Annotated in this window: 18 protein-coding genes; 5 read left to right on the top strand and 13 right to left on the bottom strand. The window is 66.7% G+C overall.

Going from position 1 to position 21,147, the window contains the following annotated elements; translation table 11 throughout:
• Window positions 1-34 precede the first annotated feature (34 nt).
• The 10 genes from MJ122_RS17330 to eat all read right to left on the bottom strand — a co-directional run bounded on the left by MJ122_RS17330 (window position 35) and on the right by eat (window position 10,655).
• Window positions 35-499 carry a GNAT family N-acetyltransferase gene (locus MJ122_RS17330; protein WP_088421323.1) on the bottom strand — a complete coding sequence of 155 codons (465 nt, stop codon included), beginning with the start codon at window positions 497-499 and terminating at the stop codon, window positions 35-37.
• 125 nt (window positions 500-624) lie between these two features.
• Window positions 625-1,074: a type IV pilin protein gene (locus tag MJ122_RS17325; protein ID WP_239744932.1), complete on the bottom strand. Its 450-nt coding sequence runs from the start codon at window positions 1,072-1,074 to the stop codon at window positions 625-627.
• Window positions 1,071-4,499 carry a PilC/PilY family type IV pilus protein gene (locus MJ122_RS30180; protein ID WP_239744931.1) on the bottom strand — a complete coding sequence of 1,143 codons (3,429 nt, stop codon included), beginning with the start codon at window positions 4,497-4,499 and terminating at the stop codon, window positions 1,071-1,073. The genes MJ122_RS17325 and MJ122_RS30180 overlap by 4 nt, the downstream gene beginning before the upstream one ends.
• Window positions 4,486-5,031, bottom strand: coding sequence for a hypothetical protein (locus tag MJ122_RS17315; RefSeq protein ID WP_239744930.1), 546 nt, complete (start codon window positions 5,029-5,031; stop codon window positions 4,486-4,488). The genes MJ122_RS30180 and MJ122_RS17315 overlap by 14 nt, the downstream gene beginning before the upstream one ends.
• A complete protein-coding gene (locus MJ122_RS17310) occupies window positions 5,028-5,774 on the bottom strand; it encodes a prepilin-type N-terminal cleavage/methylation domain-containing protein (protein WP_275590725.1) in 747 nt (248 codons plus the stop codon). The genes MJ122_RS17315 and MJ122_RS17310 overlap by 4 nt, the downstream gene beginning before the upstream one ends.
• Window positions 5,771-6,376 carry a type IV pilus modification protein PilV gene (gene pilV / locus MJ122_RS17305; RefSeq protein WP_239744928.1) on the bottom strand — a complete coding sequence of 202 codons (606 nt, stop codon included), beginning with the start codon at window positions 6,374-6,376 and terminating at the stop codon, window positions 5,771-5,773. Before pilV ends, MJ122_RS17310 begins: the two co-directional genes overlap by 4 nt.
• Complete coding sequence (locus MJ122_RS17300) at window positions 6,367-6,942, bottom strand: GspH/FimT family pseudopilin (protein WP_239744927.1); 576 nt, start codon at window positions 6,940-6,942, stop codon at window positions 6,367-6,369. Before MJ122_RS17300 ends, pilV begins: the two co-directional genes overlap by 10 nt.
• A gap of 120 nt (window positions 6,943-7,062) precedes the next feature.
• Window positions 7,063-7,869 carry an ethanolamine ammonia-lyase subunit EutC gene (gene eutC, locus MJ122_RS17295; protein WP_088421316.1) on the bottom strand — a complete coding sequence of 269 codons (807 nt, stop codon included), beginning with the start codon at window positions 7,867-7,869 and terminating at the stop codon, window positions 7,063-7,065.
• 15 nt (window positions 7,870-7,884) lie between these two features.
• Window positions 7,885-9,279, bottom strand: coding sequence for an ethanolamine ammonia-lyase subunit EutB (locus MJ122_RS17290; protein WP_239744926.1), 1,395 nt, complete (start codon window positions 9,277-9,279; stop codon window positions 7,885-7,887).
• Window positions 9,280-9,290: 11 nt separating this feature from the next.
• The gene (gene eat / locus MJ122_RS17285; protein WP_088421314.1) at window positions 9,291-10,655 is read right to left on the bottom strand and encodes an ethanolamine permease; all 1,365 of its coding nucleotides are present in this window, start codon (window positions 10,653-10,655) and stop codon (window positions 9,291-9,293) included.
• Between the two features lie 359 nt (window positions 10,656-11,014).
• On the opposite strand from eat, the gene MJ122_RS17280 reads away from it, so the two are divergent.
• Window positions 11,015-12,067: an AraC family transcriptional regulator gene (locus tag MJ122_RS17280; RefSeq protein WP_239744925.1), complete on the top strand. Its 1,053-nt coding sequence runs from the start codon at window positions 11,015-11,017 to the stop codon at window positions 12,065-12,067.
• Window positions 12,068-12,266: 199 nt separating this feature from the next.
• Here the strand turns inward: MJ122_RS17280 and MJ122_RS17275 are convergent, their stop codons facing one another.
• Window positions 12,267-13,787: an aldehyde dehydrogenase family protein gene (locus tag MJ122_RS17275; RefSeq protein WP_239744924.1), complete on the bottom strand. Its 1,521-nt coding sequence runs from the start codon at window positions 13,785-13,787 to the stop codon at window positions 12,267-12,269.
• 339 nt (window positions 13,788-14,126) lie between these two features.
• Between MJ122_RS17275 and MJ122_RS17270 the strand changes: the two genes are divergently transcribed.
• The 4 genes from MJ122_RS17270 (at window position 14,127) to MJ122_RS17255 (ending at window position 18,535) form a co-directional block, all read left to right on the top strand.
• Complete coding sequence (locus MJ122_RS17270) at window positions 14,127-16,043, top strand: sigma-54-dependent Fis family transcriptional regulator (protein WP_088421311.1); 1,917 nt, start codon at window positions 14,127-14,129, stop codon at window positions 16,041-16,043.
• Between the two features lie 230 nt (window positions 16,044-16,273).
• Complete coding sequence (mpl, locus tag MJ122_RS17265) at window positions 16,274-17,626, top strand: UDP-N-acetylmuramate:L-alanyl-gamma-D-glutamyl-meso-diaminopimelate ligase (RefSeq protein WP_239744923.1); 1,353 nt, start codon at window positions 16,274-16,276, stop codon at window positions 17,624-17,626.
• Between the two features lie 2 nt (window positions 17,627-17,628).
• Window positions 17,629-18,258, top strand: a complete 630-nt coding sequence (ubiX, locus tag MJ122_RS17260) for a flavin prenyltransferase UbiX (RefSeq protein ID WP_081517259.1) — start codon at window positions 17,629-17,631, stop codon at window positions 18,256-18,258.
• Window positions 18,248-18,535 carry a YceK/YidQ family lipoprotein gene (locus MJ122_RS17255; RefSeq protein ID WP_017521700.1) on the top strand — a complete coding sequence of 96 codons (288 nt, stop codon included), beginning with the start codon at window positions 18,248-18,250 and terminating at the stop codon, window positions 18,533-18,535. Before ubiX ends, MJ122_RS17255 begins: the two co-directional genes overlap by 11 nt.
• 153 nt (window positions 18,536-18,688) lie before the next feature.
• Here the strand turns inward: MJ122_RS17255 and MJ122_RS17250 are convergent, their stop codons facing one another.
• Window positions 18,689-19,330, bottom strand: a complete 642-nt coding sequence (locus tag MJ122_RS17250; protein ID WP_088421309.1) for an oxidoreductase — start codon at window positions 19,328-19,330, stop codon at window positions 18,689-18,691.
• 30 nt (window positions 19,331-19,360) lie between these two features.
• Window positions 19,361-21,091, bottom strand: coding sequence for a C13 family peptidase (locus MJ122_RS17245; protein ID WP_239744922.1), 1,731 nt, complete (start codon window positions 21,089-21,091; stop codon window positions 19,361-19,363).
• Window positions 21,092-21,147 lie beyond the last annotated feature (56 nt).

The raw sequence follows: 21,147 nt of genomic DNA, 5'->3' as shown, positions 1-21,147 counted from the left end.
GCCTGGCCCGCCGATACCAGCGGGCCGCTGCGCCTCAGTTCAGGTCGTCGCTGATCGGCAGGATGTAGTTCTTGAACTCGGTGTCCTCGCGGAAGCCGATGGACTCGTAGACTTTCTGCGCCACTTCGTTGTTGACGCTGGTGGACACACGCATGCGCACGGCCTGGGTCTCGCGCGCCATCTGCCGGGCGGTCTGCAGCAGGTGGTCGGCGACCAGCTGGCGGCGCGCCTCTTCGGCGACGTAGATGTCGTTGAGTATCCACACGCGCTTGAGCGACAGCGAGGAGTAGCTCGGGTAGAGCTGGCAGAAGCCCAGCAGCTTGCCGTCGTCGTCGTCCGGCAGGGCCAGGTAGATCACCGATTCCTTGCGGCGCAGGCGTTTCTCGAGGAATTTGCGCGAGGACTCGGGGTAGGGAAGCATGCCGTAGAACTCGCGGTATTTGACGAACAGCGGCGCGAGCAGATCGAGGTGGTCGAGCGTGGCTTGCACGATGCGCATAAGCGGGCCTCGGCGGAGGGAGTGAATGGGCTGGTAGGGCAATGCAGGGGCTATGCCAGCGGATAGCCATTGGCCTTGATGCTGCACCAGAAATTGTTGAAAGCGCAATCCAAGCGAGCGTTTGATCAGCGCCAGCAGCTTTGCACGCTGCCGGTGCTGACGCCGCGAGTGCCCCGGTTGTCCAGGGTGAAGTCGCCGCAGTCGTTGTCGCGCAACTGCGCTCCCCGCCGCACGGCGGTCAGTTGGTAGCGGCGGGGGCTGCCGTCGAGGTAAACGACGGCCAGTTCGTACAGTCCGTTTTGCGAGAGGCGCTTGCCGTCGGCCGCCAGGGGATAGGCAAAAGCCAGCTTGGCAGGGTCGTCGGTGTATTTGCTGTACTGCGCCAGGTAGCGCTCCTGCTGGACTGCGGCGTCGTGAAGCAGGGTCTGCGCGTCGCTGCGGTTGGCGCGCAGGACGAACTGGCGGTAGCTGGGAATGGCGATGCCGGCGAGCAGCGCCAGGATGGACACCACCACCATCAGTTCGACCAGGGTAAAGCCGCCGGCGGCTGCCCGGTCTGCGTGCGGGGACTTCATGGATAACTCGTGGGCAGGTTGTAGTTCATGATCCGCCAGTTGAAACGGCCCTGGTTTACCGGATCGAAGAGCTGCACAGGGATGCGCTCGCCGTCCGGTGTGTAGAGGCTGTCGCCGATGCGGGTTACCGGCCCGTTGACGCTGATGCCGCTGGCACGCTCGCTGAAGGAACCGTCGCCCACCAGGTCGAACACGTTGAAGTTCAGGGCGCCGCCGGTTTTCGGATCGACGGCGAGCAGCCAGTAGGTGATGCCGGCACTGCAGGGATCGGCGTTGGGTCGGCTGATGGTGACGAAGAGGACATCGCCCAGCATGAATGGCTGATCGAGGATCAGCTCGCCATCGGCCAGGTCGAAATACCAGCCGCGGATGCCGACGCCGCGCTTGCCGCTGCTGTCCCAGTCCACGCGGCGGCTGCTCAGTTGCCGCACCTCGCTGGTGCCTGCGCTGTGCTGGACCGACTCCCGGGTGAGGGTCTGCACCTGCAGGTCGGCGAGTTTGCCCAGGGCGGAGGGGGCGCCGGCGCCATCGACATGGGCGAGGTAGTCGGTCTGGTCCCAGAAGCCGTAGAGGGACTGCCGGCTGCCGGCACCTTCCTTGTCGCCGCCTTCAAAATACTTGCCGGTGCCGGCCATCACCAATTGGCCGCCGCGCGGGTGCTGGGTGACTTCGGCGGCTGCGCTCAGCGGCTGGCTGCGGCTGGCGGGAATGCTCGACAGCAGGCTGGTCACCGAGTCGATGCCGGTTTGCCGGTAGAGCCGGCCCTGAAGATTGCCGAAGTAGCGGTGCGAGAGGTCGCCAGGGCTGGCTGCCCGAGTCCAGGAAACCGTGCTGCCCACTTCGCCGTCCCCGGCGTCGGACTGGCTGGCGCTGCTGATGCGGCCATCCTCCAGGCGGATCGATAGCGAGTAACCTTTGCCGGTGTCGTAGCCGTTGCCGGTGAGTACGTAGGGCACGCCGCCGAACTGGCTGATGACCGGACGATCGAGCAGGTAGCCGAACTCGATGTCCTTGCCGTCTTCGCTACGGCTGGTGGCGGAGTGCTCCCAGAGCAGGCGGGGCGAGTCCGCTTCGGTGATGTCCAGCGCGAACAGGCCGCGCCCGCCGCGCCCGGGTGCCATGACCAGCACGGTGTGCCAGCTGCCATTGAAATAGACGTCACGGGTGACTGCGCTGCCATCGACGTAGAAGCGGTGCAGGCTGTTGGTGTTCTCCTCTTCCGAGCGCGCGGCGTATCGGGTGTCGGGCAAGTAGTTGAGCTGCGCGAACACCGCGGCGGGGACGAAGGCCCAGCGCTCTCTGCCCGTTTCATCGAAGGCGTGCAGCATGCCGTCGTTGGCGCCGACATAGAGACGGCTCTCCCGGTCTGCGTGGGCTTGCCGGAAGTCGTTGTAGCCGGTGGCGCCGGCGGCCTTCTCCAGGTAGTAGGCGACGGAGGAGGGTGGTCCTACGACCAGCGGCGAGGAATAGATGATGTCGCCCAGCAAATGGTTGCGGGCGCGGAAGATAGTCCCCTCGTCGCTGCGGTCGCCGCGCAGCCAGGCGACTCGCCGCTGGCCGAGGTTGTCGTCGCGTTGGGTGCCGGGCGCCCGGTCGAGCAGGGCCTTCTGCTGCTCGGCGAGGTTGTTCCAGATGAACGCCTGCAGTTTGCCCGTTCTGCCGTCGGGATCGGTGTTGGCATAGATGCTGCGGCTGGCGGGGGAGCGCTGGTTGAGCTGGTTGCGAAAGGACAGGCTGGTGTTGGCCTGGGCATTGCCACTGGCATCCAGGCGGTATTGCAGGATGTCGCCGCTCCAGTCGGTGGGTTGGTAGCTGGCGCGGTAGAGGTAGGTGCTGGTGCTCAGCGAGGTGGACGTTGCCCCCGCGGCGGCCACCGCCAGCTGGTTACTGGAAATGCTGCTGACGATGGCCTGGAAGGCCTTCACCAGCTCGCTGGTGGAGTCGGCGCTGAAGAACTCGCCACGAGAGTTCAGCGCGCCGTGCCAGAGCGCGGCGACCTTGCCCTCGTTGGCGGTGACGGTCATGCCGTCGAGGCTGGTGCTGGCGCTGGGATTCGGCCAGCTCTTGCTGCCGTCGAGCAGTTGGGCATAGGAGCCGGAATAGGTATCGCCGCCCCATTGCAGGTATTTCAGCGTCGGGCCGAGCCCCAGGCCGACGGTGTAGGTGGTGACGTGCTGCCAGGTGGCCGGGTCGTTCTTCGGATTCCAGTAGTCGTTGCCGTCGCGAAAGCGCGGCGGAACCTTGTTGTCCAGATCGCTGCGAGCGTCGGTGGCCCAACCCAGGAAGATGTTGTCGGCCAGGGTGTTCGACCACCTGTCCTGGTAGGGCGCGGAGGCCGGGAAGGCAGTGCCGTCGGGCAGCGTGCGCGCCGTACCGTCGGCGTTGCTGCCGCCGGAGCCGTCGCCGAAACCGTCGGTCATCAGCAGGTGGTAGCTGGGACGGCACGCGTACTCGGTCTTTGTATCGCGGGCGTTGCCTGGTACGCGGGCATAGGGGTTGTAGGCGGTGGTGTTGGAGAGATAGCTGTTGACGCGGTTCTGCGCAGTGCCCAGCGGGGTACCGCCGCTGGCGGCCAGGCGGCTGGCATAGGTGAAGAAATCGGCCTTGTGCTGGCCGCTGAAGGCCGCGAGGGTCTGGTTGCCACAGGCGGTGGAGTTCAGGTTGAAACTCGGGCTGTAGCAGTTGTTCAGGCCCTGCCAGGTCACCCGGATGTGCTCGGGCAGATCGAACAGCGCGAGGTTGGCGGCGGTGCGCGTGGCGAGCTGGCGGGTGCGATAGAAGGAAAACCAGTTGGCGTAGTTCTGCTGTTCCTGCGTGCTGGTTATCCACTTTGGGGTGAAGCAGGTCCGGGTGCAGGCGCCGGCGCTGGTGAACGATGAATCGGCCGCGCAGTTCTGCACTGCGCTCAGCGTGCTGGTGGCGACGTTGCGCTTGTGCGGGCAGGCTGCGTCGAACTGGTAATAGTGGGCATAGCGCTGGTAGCCGTCGGTGGTGTTGACGCTCTGCAATGCGTTCTGGCTGTAGCCATTACCAGTGTTCCTGTTCAGATCCACCGTATTGGTCTGGAGGGTGAGGAAGCCGTCGTAGTACGCCTTGTCGAAGCTCGTGGTATAGCGCTCGCTGACGATCCGCCCGCCGCTGAAGGTGACCTTCCACGGCGCTTCGTAGGTGATGTCCGGGTTGTAGTACATCGGGTTGTAGGCCGATGCACGGTTGGCGATGCTGTAGGAGCTCATGCCATCCGGGGTATAGGCGCTGGTCATGCTGCCGGAGTCGTCGAGGGTGACGATCAGATTCGGCGAGACGCCTTCCACCAGGAACAGCGGCGCCTGGCTGGGCGCTCCGCCCCAGGCGCCGGTACTGGCCAGCAGGCAGCCAAGCAGCGCAGCCAGGTTTCGGGGATAGGGCTTCTCAGCGCTGGACACGGGCGTACTCCTGAAGGCGCACGAGGGCCTGGTCGGTGATGCCCGTGGACAGGGCGTTCATCTGCAGCAGCAAGGTGCCGTTGCCGCTCAGGCAGTCGGCCATCGCGCTGGAGGAGCGGCTCTCGCACTGCGCGGCGACATACCAGCGCGGCGCGCTGCTCAGTTCGGCCAATTGGTCGGGGGTGGCCAGGTCGTTGCCTTGGTAACTGCGCGCCCGCGTCAGCAGGGCGGCGCTGACGGCGTTGTCGGGTTCCAGCCAGAGGCGGTCGCACAGCAGCACTTGTTGCTGGTCCTGCGTGGTGCTGACGCAGGTCTCGGCAGCGTCGACCGCCATCGACGGGCTGTAGCGGGTGCGGTCCAGCGCCTCGCTGATGGCCGAGCCGGCGCCGCCCAGCGCCGCCTGGTAGTCCCGCGTTTCCGCCAGGCTGTTGTCCAGCAGCATGCCGCTGCGCAGGTTGCCCAGTGTCAGGATGCTCAGCGCGAGCAGCATGAGGAGGGCGATCAGCAGGGTCTGGCCATTTTGCCGGTTCATGGCTGGCTCCTCAGGTAGAGCGTCTGGCTGAAGGCGCTGCAGAGTCCGCGCGTGCCGGTACTCTTCTGCGTCGCGGGGTTCAGCGGGTCCTGGTAGGTGCAGTCCTCCGGCAGCAGTGCACGGGTGGAGGTGAGCACTAGGCCGGCGCGCACCTGGTGGGCCGAACCGACGGCGAATTTCAGGTCGTGAATGCCGTTGGCCAGGACTACTTCGCCGGTGGACCGCGCATTGTTGGTCTTGCAGCGCAACTGGCCGTCGGCCAGCCGCAGATGGCTGACCAGGGTCAGCGGGTTACCCTTGTCCTGCTCGCCATAGAGCGCCGCACCGGTGCAATCCTGGTGCACTTGCGCATCGCTGCTCTGGGCGAGCTGGTAGCGCAGGCACAGGCCGCTGCCGCCGGCGTCCAGGCTGGCGACCTGGCGCTCTGCAAAGGTGCAGCCGGTGGCGCTGTCGGTGAGGGCGGGGAAGGGCCCTTCGCGATCGACGACGAAGTCGTATTGCTGACCATCGGCTTCGGTGGCGTGGCGCACCCAGGCGCTATAGCCGGCATGGCCGCTCTCGCGTTGCAGCAGGTCGAGAATGAACCGCGCGCTGGCCTGGTTCTGCTGCTGGGCATGGTTGAAGGCGGCATGGTCGCTGCCTACGAGGTAGACCTGCAGCACTCCCAGCAGCACGATCACGCCGAGGGTGATGGCGACCATCAGTTCGATCAGGGACATGCCCGACTCGCGGCGCGGATTCATGGCTGGAAGCTCAGGCGATAGCGTTCGACGCCGCCCGCATCGCCGCCGGACAGGCAGGCCGCGTCGCTATCGTCGGCAGTGGTGGGGCTGCCGGCCCGGCAGTTGCGGCTGTGCCAGGCGAGCTGGATCAGCAGCAGCGGCTGGCGCGAGCCGGCGGCGCAGGTTTTGCCGTCGCGGCTGGGGCAGATGAAGGTGGAGTCGCTCAGCAAGGCATCGTCGGTGTCCAGTTTCAGGCGCACCTGCTCTGCCCAGCAGGCCAGTTCGCGCTGCGCCCTGGCCGCCTTGCCAAGGCCGCTGGTGGCGCAGCTCTGGCCGTTGCCCAGGCTGGGGAACCTGGTGCCGGCCGGTACCAGGTAGGCCGCATCGCTACTGAGCCTGCCCTTGCTCACCAGCGCCTCGCGATTGGCCTGGATGCTGCGGGCCAGATCTGCGGCGAGCAGCAGGGCATTCTGCCGCTGCTGGCTGTCATGGCTGTAGGCAATGGCGCGGCCCTGCAGGGCCTGCATGCCGAGCAGGGCGACGCTGGTGAGCATGACCGCCACCAGCACCTCGATCAGATAGAAGCCCCGTTGTGCCCTCGGGCGGCCCTCTGTCAGTCGCATGGAGCCACCGCTCCGCCGCGCTGCAGGCAGACCTTGCTGGAATAGCGGCCCGCCGTCAGGGTGAAGACTCGAGGAAAACCGTCGCTGCCGATGGCGATGCCGTTTCCGTCGAACTCCAACGGGGCCGTCGCGTCCTGGGTGATCGAGACAGTTCCTGCCTCGACCAGCCGGACCCTGCGCAACTCGATTTCGCGATGGCCGGCCAGATCCCCGCCGCGCAAGCGGCTGACGATCAGCTCGCCAGACCAGTCGCCTTCGGTCTGCGGCGCCACCTGCACCGGCTGGTGACCGATCTGCGCCTGGGCACGGGCATACTGAAGCAGCGCGGCCAGCTCCTTGCCGGTGCTTTGCGCGCGGTTGCGATTGATCAGCAGATCGAAGGAGGGCACCGCGATGCCCAGCAGGATGGCGAGCAGGCCGATGGTCACCATGGCCTCGATCAGGGTGAAGCCGTCTTGTCGCTGCGCGGGAACGGCCGGGGTGGGGAATGCGTTGCTGGGTAAATCCATCTTCTCGCCATCGACATGAAGCGCGGCATGCGGCGCTTCCGTTCGTGCGCTGGGCACGCTGATGGGCTGGTTTTTATCGCGATGGGTGCAGAGGGTGATTTAAGACAAATCTTAAAGCCGTGGAGCGACCACGCGGCATGTGGTCGCGCTCACAGTGCAGGTGATGCTCAGGTCCGCTCAACCGTCGATGAGGAAGTTGCCCCGGCCACCCGCGCTCTCGCCTTCGAGGACCGGCAGTTGCGCCTCGTCCTTCAGGTTCACACCCGACAACTGGCGGCGGCAGGCTTCGCGCATCAGATAGAGCAGGCGGTGCGTGGCCAGGCCGTAGCTCAGGCCTTCCAGGCGCACGTTGGAGATGCAGTTGCGGTAGGCATCGTTCAGCCCGACCTTCGGTGCCCAGGTGAAGTACAGCCCCAGGCTGTCCGGCGAGGACAGGCCGGGGCGCTCGCCGATCAGGATCACCACCATCTTCGCCCGCAGCAGCTCGGCCACTTCATCGGCCACGGCGACGCGGCCCTGTTGCACCAGGGCCACTGGCGACAGGCTCCAGCCTTCGTTGCGCGCCTGTTCTTCCATGCGCTCGAGGAAGGGCAGGCTGTGCCGCTGCACGGCCAGCGAGGAAAGCCCGTCGGCAATCACGACTGCCAGGTCGTAGCCTTGCGGATGGCGATCGGCGTGGCGCCGCAGGATTTCCGCCGACTCCTCGTTCAAGCGACGGCCCAGGTCTGGGCGTTGCAGGTAGGTGTCGCGGTCGGCGGCAGCGCTGTGCAGTAGCAACGTTTCGCGGCCGCGCTCGGCCAATTGCGCGGCGAGGCCGTCGCGGTCGAAGGGCAGGTGCACGGCGTCGCGGGCCTGGGCGTGGGCGAACTGAAAGTCCAGCTGGGCATGGGTCGGCAGGCTGGTGCCAGCGCGGCCCAGGGCGATGCGCGCCGCGGTGAGGCGGCGCAGTTCCTGCCAGGGGTTGGGGGTGAAGCAATCGCTCATCGAAAACTCCTCAACTCAGGACAGTTGCGCGAGTGCATGGCGGAAGGCGCCGGGAAGCTGACCGGCCATCTGCACCCGGCCGTCCTGCTGGCGGAGGATTTCCATGCGCGCCAGCCATTCCTCGAACTCCGGCGCCGGCTTAAGTCCCAGCGTCTGCCGCGCATAGAGCGCGTCGTGGAAGGAGGTGGTCTGGTAGTTGAGCATCACGTCGTCGGAGCCGGGGATGCCCATGATGAAGTTGATGCCGGCCACGCCCAGCAGGGTCAGGAGCATGTCCATGTCGTCCTGGTCGGCTTCGGCGTGGTTGGTGTAGCAGATGTCGCAACCCATGGGCACGCCGAGCAGCTTGGCGCAGAAGTGGTCTTCCAGGCCCGCGCGGATGATCTGCTTGCCGTTGTACAGGTACTCCGGGCCGATGAAGCCGACCACGGTGTTCACCAGGAACGGCTTGAAGTGCCGCGCCACTGCATAGGCACGAGTCTCGCAGGTCTGCTGGTCGACGCCGTGGTGGGCGTTGGCCGACAACGCGCTGCCCTGGCCGGTCTCGAAGTACATGAGGTTGTCGCCCAGGGTGCCGCGCTTTTGCGACAACCCGGCCTCATGGCCTTCCTGGAGGATCGACAGGCTCACGCCGAAGCTGGCGTTTGCCGCTTCGGTGCCGGCGATGGACTGGAACACCAGGTCCAGCGGCGCGCCGCGGTTGATCGCCTCGATGGAGCTGGTGACGTGGGTCAGCACGCAGGACTGGGTGGGAATCTCGTAGCGCTGGATGATGGCGTCGAGCATCTCCAGCAGGGTGCAGATCGACTGCAGGCTGTCGGTGGCCGGGTTGATGCCGAGCATGGCGTCGCCGTTGCCGTAGAGCAGGCCGTCGAGCACGCTGGCGGCGATGCCGGCCGGGTCGTCCGTCGGGTGGTTGGGTTGCAGCCGGGTGGACATGCGCCCGCGCAGCCCCATGGTGTTGCGGAAGCGGGTGACCACGCGGATCTTCTGCGCCACCAGCACCAGGTCCTGCACGCGCATGATCTTCGACACCGCCGCCGCCATTTCCGGCGTCAGCCCCGGCGCCAGGGCGCGCAGGCTGGTTTCGTCGGCCGCATCGCCGAGCAGCCAGTCGCGCAGCCCGCCCACCGTGAGGTGGCTGACCGGCGCGAAGGCCTGGCGGTCGTGGGTGTCGATGATCAGCCGGGTGACTTCATCGCTTTCGTAGGGGATCAGCGCTTCGTCGAGGAAGCGCTTGAGCGGGATGTCGGCCAGTGCCATCTGTGCGGCGACGCGCTCGGCGTCGCTGCCTGCGGCGACCCCGGCGAGGCGATCACCGGAGCGCGCCGGGCTGGCCTTGGCCATCACCTCGCGCAGGCTGTCGAAGCGCCAGGTCTGGCCACCGACACTGTGGGCGAATCCGGACATGGCGCTTCTCCTCAACCCTGGCTGGCGAACGATGCGTCGGTGCCGCGATTCAGGCTGATGACGATGCTGCAGCAGGAGCAGCCGCCGATCATCAGCACCAGGAACACCGAGGCGATGACGCTATTGAACCATAGCATCGCGGCCAGGCAGACCAGCGCCAGCGCCAGCGCGATGCCCGGGACCACCGGGTAGCCCGGTGCGCGGAAGCTGCGCTCCAGGTCCGGTTCGCTGCGGCGCAGCTTGAACAGGCTGCACATGCTCATGATGTACATGACGATGGCACCGAACACGCTCATGGTGATCATCGCCGCCGTCAGGGTCATGCCCTGCAGGCTGATCAGGCCGTCGCTGAAGATCGCTGCGATGCCCACCGCGCCGCCGGCGAGGATGGCGCGGTGCGGGGTCTGGAAGCGCGAGAGTTTCGCCAGGCTGCGCGGCAGGAAGCCGGCGCGGGCCAGGGCGAAGAACTGCCGCGAGTAGCCCAGGATGATGCCGTGGAAGCTCGCCACCAGGCCGAACAGGCCGATCCACACGAGCATGTGCATCCAGGTGGAGTTGTTGCCGACCACGGTTTTCATCGCCTGCGGCAGCGGGTCGTTGATGTTCGACAGGGCGCGCCAGTCGCCCACGCCGCCGGCGAAGATCATCACGCCGATGGCCAGCGACACCAGGGTCAGGATGCCACCGATGTAAGCGCGCGGAATGGTGCGTTTCGGGTCCTTCGCCTCTTCGGCGGCCATGGCCGCGCCCTCGATGGCGAGGAAGAACCAGATGGCGAAGGGGATGGCGGCGAAGATGCCGGCCATGGCCGGGGCGCCGAAGACGTCCGAGCCGGCCCAGCCGTTGAGCACGAAGTTGCTGAAGCTGAAGCCCGGCGCGACCACACCCATGAACACCAGCAGTTCGGCCACTGCCAGCACGGTCACCACCAGCTCGAAGGTGGCCGCGATGCTCACGCCGAGGATGTTCAACGTCATGAAGATCACATAGGCGCCGGTGGCGGCCCACTTCGGATCGAGGCCGGGGAACTGCACGTTGAGGTAGGCGCCGATGGCCATGGCGATGGCCGGCGGGGCGAAGACGAACTCGATCAGGGTGGCGATGCCGGCGATCATCCCGCCGGTCTTGCCGAAGGCCCGCAGGCTGTAGGCGAAGGGCCCGCCGGCGTGGGGGATGGCGGTGGTCAGCTCGGTGTAGCTGAAGATGAAGCAGGTGTACATCACCGCGACGATCAGCGTGGTGACGAGGAAGCCCAGGGTGCCGGCGGCGGCCCAGCCGTAGCTCCAGCCGAAGTATTCGCCGGAGATCACCAGGCCCACGGCGAGCCCCCAGAGGTGAAGGGTGCCAAGCGTCGGTTTGAGTTGTGATGCGCTCATTGTTGTTATTCCTCTCTCCGCAAGGGATAGGCCGCCACCGGGGCGGGCCGCAAGGGCGTGGACGGATACCAGAGCCTCGATGGTAGTGGCGCACTGCCGCGCAAGACTTGACCGGTGGAACCGGCTTTTGGCGTGCAGGGTCAACTGGTTGTTACCCATCGCCCCACCGTGCGCGCAGTGCCCGCTTCTGGTGCCGAAAATCCCCGGTTTGCCCCCGGTTGTAGCAGCTGAAAGCCAGGCGCGGCGCCCTGTCCGGCCCATGGGTCGAAGCATGGGCGAGGCACGGGTTTTGCTTTGTTTATTCATCCCTTCCGGGAACAACCTGTCCTGGGTGCTCCATAACAAGATCGGTAACCGACATGAGCCAGCCTCTGTTCTCTCCATCCGGACTCAACCTTCCACTGGCCAGCAACATTGGCGTACTGTCCGCCGCCGCCAGCGGCCTGGGCCGCTTCATTGGCGACCAGGGTGGCGACATCGACCGCATCTTCGGCCGCGCCGGCATCGACCCGGAGCGCCTGCTGCATCCCACCCTGAGCCTGGCGCTGACCAACTATTGCCAGGTGCTGGAAGAAGCCGCGCGGCAGTCGGGCTGCGACAACTTCGGATTGCGCTACGGCGAGCAGTTCCGCCCTCGCGAGCTGGGTCTGCTGGGCTATGTCGGGCTGTGCTCGGAAACCCTGGAGGATGCGCTGAAGAACTTCGCTGCCGCCTTCCCCTATCACCAGCACGACACCCTGATCCGCCTGGTGGATTGCGGTGAGTGCTATCGCTTCGACTACCAGGTGCGCCATGGTGCGATCCTCGACCGCCGTCAGGACGCCGAGCTGACCCTGGGCATGGCACTGAACCTGCTGCGTCATGCCCTCGGCCCTGAATGGGCGCCGCGTGCGGTGAGCTTCGAGCATGCGCGGCCCGAGGGCTGGCAGGAGCACGGCCGGGTGTTCGATGCGCCGGTGCTGTTCCAGCGTGGCTGCAATTCGATGCTGATTCCCAAGCGCGACCTCTACGGCCGGCAGATGCCCGAGCGCGACGCCAACCTGCTGTTCCTGGTGCAGGACGTGATCCGGCGCCTGGGCGAGCAGGGCGGCGCCCCCAATCTGGTAGAGGATGCCGGCACGCAGATTCGCCTTGCGCTGGCGGACGGCGAGCCGTCGCTGGAGGTCATCGCCGAGCAGCTGGAACTCACCACTGCCGGCCTGCAGCGTCGGCTGCGCGAGGCCGGGCTGAGCTTCAGCCAACTGGTGGAAAATACCCGCCGCGAGCTGGCGCTGCACTACATGCGCCAGCGGCAGCGACCGATCTCCGAGCTGGCGCCGCTGCTGGGGTACTCCGAGACCAGCGCCTTCTCCCGCGCCTTCCGCCGCTGGTTCGGCGTGAGTCCGCGGCAGTGGCGCAGCGATGCGCATTGACGTGCCGCGAACCGTAGGATGGGTGGAGCGGAGCGATACCCATGCTGTCGTTGCGCGGGGTTGATGGGTTTCGCTGCGCTCTACACCATCCTACGAAAAGCACCATTCCCCGGGCATAAAAAAGCGCGGCCCGCAGGCCGCGCAAAGATCGATTGGAGAGAATGCCCGGCGTGAGCCGGGCGGGTGGTTCAGGAAAAACTCAGAAGAAGCCCAGCGGGTTGATGTCGTAGCTCACCAGCAGGTTCTTGGTCTGCTGGTAGTGGTCGAGCATCATCTTGTGGGTCTCGCGGCCCACGCCGGATTTCTTGTAGCCACCGAAGGCGGCATGCGCCGGGTACAGGTGGTAGCAGTTGGTCCACACGCGGCCGGCCTTGATGCCACGACCCATGCGGTAGGCACGGTTGATGTCGCGGGTCCAGAGGCCGGCGCCCAGGCCGTACTCGGTGTCGTTGGCGATGGCCAGCGCTTCGGCCTCATCCTTGAAGGTGGTGACGCCCACCACCGGCCCGAAGATCTCCTCCTGGAACACGCGCATCTGGTTGTTGCCCTTGAGCAGGGTCGGCTGGATGTAATAGCCGGTGGAGAGACTGCCTTCGAGCTTCTCGACCTTGCCGCCGGTAAGGATCTGCGCGCCTTCCTGCTGGGCGATGTCGAGGTAGGAGAGGATCTTCTCGTATTGCTGCTGCGAAGCCTGGGCGCCGACCATGGTGTCGGTGTCCAGCGGGTCGCCGCGCTTGATGGCTTTCACCTTCTTCATCACCACGTCCATGAACTGCGGGTAGATCGACTCCTGCACCAGCGCGCGGGACGGGCAGGTGCACACCTCGCCCTGGTTGAAGAAGGCCAGCACCAGGCCTTCGGCAGCCTTCTCGATGAAGGTCGGCTCGGCCTGCATGATGTCTTCGAAGTAGATGTTCGGACTCTTGCCGCCCAGCTCCACGGTGGACGGAATGATGTTCTCGGCGGCGCACTTGAGGATGTGCGAACCCACCGGGGTGGAGCCGGTGAAGGCGATCTTGGCGATGCGCTTGCTGGTGGCCAGCGCTTCACCGGCCTCCTTGCCGAAGCCCTGGACGACGTTGAGCACGCCCTTGGGCAGCAGGTCGCCGATCAGTTCCATCAGCACGCAGATGCCCAGCGGGGTCTGCTCGGCCGGCTTGAGCACGATGCAGTTGCCGGCAGCCAGGGCCGGGGCCAGCTTCCACGCGGCCATCAGCAGCGGGAAGTTCCACGGGATGATCTGCCCGACCACGCCCAGCGGCTCGTGGATGTGGTAGGCCACGGTGCTGTCGTTGATCTCGGCGGCGCTGCCTTCCTGCGCACGGATGCAGCCGGCGAAGTAGCGGAAGTGGTCGGCGGCCAGCGGGATGTCGGCGTTGAGGGTCTCGCGGACCGGCTTGCCGTTGTCCCAGGTTTCGGTGACGGCCAGCAGCTCCAGGTTCTGTTCGATACGGTCGGCAATCTTCAGCAACACCAGCGAACGGTCCTGCACCGAGGTGCGGCCCCAGGCATCGGCGGCGGCGTGGGCGGCATCCAGCGCCTTGTCGATGTCCTCGGCGGTGGAGCGGGGGAACTCGGCAATGGGCTGGCCATTCACCGGCGAGGTATTGGTGAAGTACTGGCCTTTCACCGGCGGGACGAATTCGCCGCCGATGTAGTTGCCGTAGCGCGCCTTGAACGAAACGATGGCGCCTTCGCTACCGGGATGGGCATAACGCATGGTCGGATCTCCTGGGTCTTGTGCTTGTTGGGGAGGACGTTGATTGAGCGTAGAGCAAGGGCCGGGCCATGCCAGCGAAAGGCGCGCCGCGCATGGGCTGGACGGTTTGCTGGCGATGAGCTGGAAAGCGCGCTGTTACGCCCCTGGCACAGCGTTTCGTGACACTTTGTCCCGTTTGCGTGACAGTCGTGACCTGACGGTCGGCCAGGCGTTGCATTGGGCTGGCGCGTAGGGGATGCTGTCCTGCGTTCCCGCGCTTTCTGTAGGAAAGAAAGGTCCTACAGGACTTTCGCGGGAATTCGGGGCTGCCTCCCCGTCGCCAAGCGGAGAACAACAAGAATGCGCGCCAACGATTTGAGCCGCCACGCCCGCCAGGTCATGACCGTGGCCGAGGGCAAGGCCCCCGCCGGTGCTCCCGGCGCGGACCCGTCAATCGCCCGCTCCTGGATGCGCTGCCTGGAGCAGTATCACCTCGACCCGGCGCAGCCCATGGCGCCGGCCGTACTGGAACACGCGCGCATGCTCGAAGTCCGCGAGCGCCATCGCCAGGTGCTGGAGATCGCCAGCGACGAGATGAACAGCCTGCACCAGCAGCTGTCCGGCGCCGGTCATGCGGTGCTGCTCACCGATTCCCGCGGGGTGATCCTCAACTGCGTCAGCGAAGCCGCCGAGCGGCGCACCTTCGAACAGGCCGGGCTGTGGCTCGGCGCCGACTGGAGCGAAGCCCGCGAAGGCACCAACGGCATCGGCACCTGCCTGGTGGAGCGCCAGGCGCTGACCATTCACCAGGACGAACATTTTCGCAGCCGCCACACCGGATTGACCTGCTCGGCCAGCCCGGTGTTCGACCCGCAGGGCGAACTGCTGGCGGTGCTCGACGTTTCCTCCGCTCGCCGCGACGTATCGCGGCAGAGCCAGTTCCACACCATGGCGCTGGTCAACCTGTCGGCCAAGGCCATCGAGAGCTGCTACTTCCTGCGCCATTTCGAAGACCAGTGGTTGCTGCGCTTCCACCTGCAACCCGATGGCCTCGGGCTGTTCAGCGAAGGCATGCTGGCCCTCGGCGCCGACGGACGCATCCGTGCGGCGAACCAGAGCGCCATCAACCTGCTCGGCAGCCGCCGGGAAAGCCTGATCGGCCGCTCCCTGGAACAGTTCTTCGAATGTCGCCTGGACGACCTGTTCAGCCGTGCCGACCCGCAGCCCAACGCCAGCTGGCCGCTGCGCACCCATGCCGGGCGAACCCTCTATGCGCTGCTGCGCGGCAAGCGTCCCATCGCCGCCGCGCCGGTGCTGCCGCGCGCGCCGCTGGCGAAGGGGCTGTGCATCGACGACCCGCAACTGGCGCATGATTTCCGCCGTGCGCTGAAGGTCTACGCCCACGACGTACCACTGCTGCTGCAAGGCGAGACCGGCACCGGCAAGGAGGCTTTCGCCCGCGCCGTGCACCTGGGCGGCGAGCGCGCTGGCAAGAGCTTCGTCGCGCTGAACTGCGCGGCGATTCCCGAGACCCTGATCGAGAGCGAGCTGTTCGGCTATCGCGGCGGCAGCTTTACCGGCGCGCGCAAGGAAGGCATGCGCGGCAAGCTGCAGCAGGCCGATGGCGGCACGCTGTTCCTCGACGAGATCGGCGACATGCCGCTGGCGCTGCAAACCCGACTGCTGCGCGTGCTGGAGGAGCGCCAGGTGGTACCCATCGGCGGCGAGCCGCAGGACGTGGATATCCGCCTGATCAGCGCCAGCCACCGCGATCTGGAAGCGCTGGTAGACGCCGGACAGTTCCGCGAAGACCTTTATTACCGCCTCAACGGCCTGGTGGTTGCCTTGCCGCCGCTACGCGAGCGTGAGGATCGTGGCGCGCTGCTCGATCACCTGCTGGCCGAGGAGAGCAAGGGCCGCAGCGTGCGCCTGGACGACGACGTGCGCCGGCACCTGCTGGACTTCCCCTGGCCGGGCAACGTGCGCCAGCTGCGCAACGTGCTGCGCACCCTCTGTGCGCTGTGCGAAGGCGGGCGCATCCAGATGGCCGATCTGCCGCCGGACTTGCGCCGTGGCGCGGCTGCCGTTGCCACTCCGGCCACGATGGCCGGGAAGGACGGCGACACCCTCGGTGCAGCTGAACGCAACGCGCTGCTGGAGGTGCTCGAAGCGCAGCGCTGGCACATCAGCCGTGCCGCGCAGCAGCTGGGCATCAGCCGCAATACCCTGTACCGCAAGCTCAACCGCCACGGCCTGAACAGGAAGAGCCTTTCGTAGGATGGCGTGGAGCGAAGCGATACCCATCAATGCCGGGCGCCGGATCAGCATGGGTATCGCTTCGCTCCACCCATCCTACCTTCCACCCCTCGTGACAACAGTCTCAAGCCACCGGGAACCGCCTCCCCACCTCGTCGTCTGATGCCCCGGCGGCGGGCCGCGCGGGGGCGCGCTGTGCTACTCTGCCGCCCATTCGAAGCGCCTTCAAAGGCTTGATTGCAGGAGTCTGCATGCATATCCACATCCTCGGCATCTGCGGCACCTTCATGGGTTCGCTGGCCGTCCTGGCCAAGGAGCTGGGCCACCGCGTGACCGGCTCCGACGCCAACGTCTACCCGCCCATGAGCACCCAGCTGGAGGCCCAGGGCATCGAGCTGATGCAGGGCTATGATCCCGCCCACCTGGAACCGGCGCCGGACCTGGTAGTGGTCGGCAACGCCCTGTCGCGCGGCAACCCCGCTGTGGAATACGTCCTGAACAAGGGCCTGCCCTACGTCTCCGGCCCGCAGTGGCTGGCCGATCACGTGCTGCAGGGCCGCTGGGTACTGGCCGCCGCCGGCACCCATGGCAAGACCACCACCAGCAGCATGCTGGCCTGGGTACTGGAACACGCCGGGATGAGCCCGGGCTTCCTGATCGGCGGCGTGCCGCAGAACTTCGGCGTCTCCGCACGCCTGGGCGGCACGCCGTTCTTCGTGGTCGAGGCCGACGAGTACGACAGCGCCTTCTTCGACAAGCGCTCCAAGTTCGTCCACTACCACCCGCGCACGGCGATCCTGAACAACCTGGAGTTCGACCACGCGGACATCTTCCCCGACCTCGCCGCCATCGAGCGCCAGTTCCACCACCTGGTGCGGACCATTCCCGGCGAAGGCCTGGTCATCCACCCCACCTCGGAGACCGCGCTCAGGCGCGTGATCGACATGGGCTGCTGGACCCCGGTGCAGACCACCGGCGAAGGCGGCCAGTGGCAGGCTCGCCTGCTCAGCGAGGACGGCTCGCATTTCGAGGTCATGTTCGACGGCCGTGCCCAGGGCACCGTGGACTGGGAACTGACCGGCCAGCACAACGTCGCCAACGCCCTGGCCTGCCTCGCGGCGGCCCGCCATGTCGGCGTGGTGCCGGAGCTGGGCTGCGCCGCGCTGTCGGCCTTCAAGAGCGTCAAGCGGCGCATGGAGAAGGTCGCCGAGGTCAAGGGCATCACTATCTACGATGACTTCGCCCACCACCCGACCGCCATCGCCACCACCCTCGACGGCCTGCGCAAGCGCGTCGGCGATGCCAAGGTGATCGCCGTGGTCGAGCCGCGTTCCAACTCCATGAAACTCGGCGCCCACCGCGACGGCCTGCCGGAGTCGGTGGTGCAGGCTGACAACGTGTTCTGGTACGCGCCGCCGAACCTGGGCTGGGACCTGGCTGCCACCGTAGCCAGCTCCACGGTTCCCACGCAAGTGTGCGATTCGCTGGAAGCCATCATCGAGGGGGTGAAAGCCATCGCCACGCCGGGCACCCAGGTCGTGGTCATGAGCAACGGCGGATTCGGCGGCCTGCACGGCAAGCTGGCCCAGGCGCTGGAGGGCTGAACATGGCCGGAGCCGAACGCGTCACCCTCGCCATGACCGGCGCTTCCGGCGCCCAGTACGGCCTGCGCCTGCTCGACTGCCTGGTTCAGGAGGACCGCGAGGTGCACTTCCTGATCTCCAAGGCTGCGCAACTGGTGGTGGCCACCGAGACCGACGTGACCCTGCCGAGCAAGCCGCAGGCGATGCAGGCCTTCCTCAGCGAATACACCGGCGCCGCCCCCGGGCAGATCCGCGTGTACGGCAAGGAAGACTGGATGGCGCCGGTGGCTTCCGGCTCCGGCGCGCCGAGTGCGATGGTGGTGGTGCCCTGCTCGACGGGGACGCTCTCGGCCATCGCCACCGGCGCCTGCAACAACCTGATCGAACGCGCCGCCGATGTCGCCCTGAAAGAGCGCCGCCAACTGATCCTGGTACCACGCGAGGCACCGTTCTCCAGTATCCACCTGGAGAACATGCTCAAGCTGTCCAACCTGGGCGCGGTGATCCTGCCGGCTGCTCCGGGCTTCTATCACCAGCCGCAGACGGTCGACGACCTGATCGACTTCGTCGTGGCGCGCATCCTCAATCAGCTGGGTATTCCCCAGGACATGCTGCCGCGCTGGGGCGAACACCATCTTGTCAGTGACGAATAAGCTCCTGGCCGCCCTGTTGCTGTTGCAACTGGGCGGCTGCGCCACCGTGAAGACACTCAACGACAGCCGCCCCGGCGATCCGCTGATCTATGCCGGCACCCGGCTGGACTGGTATTCGCTCAATGGCGGCTGCTGCCCGAAGGACCACTTCGGCACCGATGCGCCGGCCTACCCGGCGCTCGACCTGCCCGGCAGCGCGTTGCTCGATACGCTGCTGCTGCCGCTCTCGATTGCGGCGGAGCTGGGCATCGGCCTGCAGGTGTGGGGCGGGAACTGAACTGCTTCTGCTGATCACCGAAGGGCGTTCAGGGAGAGCCGGCGTAGGATGGGTGGAGCGAAGCGATACCCATCAATTACGGCAATGACCGCATGGGTATCGCTCCGCTCCACGCCATCCTGCAAAAGCGTTGTACGCCCAATGGTTTTGGGGTTACTTGCCGAGCTTGCGCAGTTCGTCCGATTCGACGACGCGGACGCCCTTGCCCGGCTCCAGAGCCAGGCGCCAGAGGGCTCGGGCCAGGGCGATGGCTTCGATGCCGTGCAGCTTGCCGGGCAGGATGCGCGCGAAGGGCGCGGCGAGCAGTTCGGCGAGGCGGATTTCCTCGCGCTGGCCCAGCAGCAGTGACGGCCGTGCGATGGTCAGTTGCTGCCAGCCTTGCTGGCGCAGGGCATCTTCCAGTTCGCCCTTGGTCCGGCTGTAGAAGATCGACGACTTGCTGTCCGCGCCCAGCGCGCTGACCACGATGTAGTGCCGGGCGCCCAGGGCCAGGCCGCGCTCGCCCAGGGCCAGCGGCAGGTCGTAGTCGACACTGCGGAAAGCTTCCTCGGAGCCGGCCTCCTTGAGCGTGGTCCCCAGGCAGCAGAACACCGTGTCCACCGGCTGGACCAGGTGCGGGATGAGTTCGGCCAGCGGGCCGACGGGGTTGTCCAGGCGTGGGTGCTCCGCCAGCTTCCTTCGGGCCGGGGCAATGACGCGCTTGACCGTGGGCTCGTTGAGCATGCGGTCGAGCAGATGCTCACCGGTCAGGCCGGTGGCGCCAGCTAGCAGGATATTCGTCGGTTTCGAGTACATCTGTGTTTCCCCTCTGACACACTTTCCAGCTTAGTTGTCGCCCTGTCCTTTTGCCTGCGCATCGTTGCCGCCGAGCGCCAACGCGGCGTGCGTCTGTTGCGCACGCAGGGCCTGCCAGCGAGTAATGACCGCTTCAGGCGCCCAGAGTTGCGGCTGCGATGGCTCGAACTCTTCCTCCTTCTCGCGCTTGGCCACGGCAGCGCTGGCCAGCTTGAACGCCTGATTGAGGTCGTCGGTCTGCTGGAACGCCTTGGCGAACAGCGCATCGCCGAAGTAGGTGAAGTCGGCTTCCTCGGAGCAGCCGAAGGATACCCGGTCGCTGCTTGCGGCGGTCATGATCAGGGTCTTGTCGTCCTTGAGTGCGGGGATGAAGCCGCCGCTGTAGCAGGCGGAGATCACCAGCACCTTGGTGCGCTCCTTGAGCGGGGCGAGCAGGCTGGCCAGCTCGCTGGCCGGCAGGTCGTCGAGCTTCAGGCCCGGCATGTCCAGCACCAGCTGGTGGTCGTGGGAGCCGTGGCTGGTCAGGTAGATGAACACCAGGTCCTCCGGGCCGCTGCGCTCGGCGATGGTCCGCAACGTACGGGCGAGGGTTTCGCGGGTGGCCATGGGGCGGTCGGCGAGGTGATCGCGGTGATTGACCAGGCGCACCACGCCGCGCGCGCCGAAACGCTCGCCGAGCAGGTTGGCGACGTAGTCGGCCTCGCGCAGGAACACGCTCTGCTTGCCGTCGCCGCCGAGGCTGACGCCGTAGAGCTCGATGGCCGGAGTGGACTGCGGAACGGCGGCCAGGGCTTTCTCCAGCAGGACGCCCTGTTCCAGCAAGCCGACTTCCAGCGGGTTGGGCAGCCGTTTACCGGCGGCGTCCTGGCGCAACTGGCCTGCATTCCAGGTGCCTTTCTGCACGCTGCCGTCATGCCGGGTGAGGGTGCCGGCGCCGGAGTACTCGCCACGGGCGAAGCCGCCGCTGTAGGTCTGCCCGTCGGCCTTGCTCAGGGTGCCCTGGCCGTCGAAGCGCCAGAAGCGGAAGTCGCCCTTGTAGCGGCTGCCATCGGCGCCGATGAACTCGCCCGGCCCGCTGAGCGCGCCAGCCTTGAAGCGACCGGACCAGACGTCGCCATCGGCATTCTGGAAGCGCCCGGTACCGTCGAACTGGTCGTTGCGGAATTCACCGCTGTATTGATCGCCCGCGTCGTCGCGGAAGATGCCTTTGCCTTCGAGTACGCCATTCTTGAACGTACCGCTGTACTGGTTGCCCAGGCTGTCCCGGCGGGCGCCCTCGCCGTTGGCCTCGCCCCTGGCGAAGGCCCCCTGGTGGCGGGTGCCGTCGGCCAGTTCGAGGCTGCCCAGGCCCTCGTAGCGACCCTTGCGGAAGCCGCCGCTGTAGGTGGTGCCGCCCTGGGAGAGACGGCCTTCGCCATCGAACTCGCCGCGCTTGAACTGGCCCTCGTAGAAGCTGCCGTCGGCGTACTGCAGGCGGCCACGTCCTTCGAACAGGCCGTCACGGAACTCGCCTTCATAGCTTGTGCCGTTGCCGTCGTTCCATTTGCCCTGGCCACTTTGCAGGCCCTTGTCGAAGCCGCCTTCGTACCAGGCCCCATTGCTGTAATCGAGCCGGCCCGGCCCCTGCAGCTGGCCGTTCACCAGCTCGCCGCGGTAGCGCGCGCCATCGGGCAGGCGGGCATCCGGGGGCGTCAGCGGTTCGCCTTCGCCGCAGGCGATCAGCAGCAGGGCGAGGCTCAAGGGCAGGAGGTGGCGTGGCATCGGGACTCTCGAATCGACGGTGGGGCGCAGAATCAGTGTGACGTAAAAAAGCCCGC

The sequence above is a fragment of the Pseudomonas sp. DP-17 genome, assembly GCF_022380625.1.
Taxonomy (GTDB): domain Bacteria; phylum Pseudomonadota; class Gammaproteobacteria; order Pseudomonadales; family Pseudomonadaceae; genus Pseudomonas; species Pseudomonas nitroreducens_A.
This window is presented reverse-complemented; position numbering and strand designations above follow the sequence as displayed.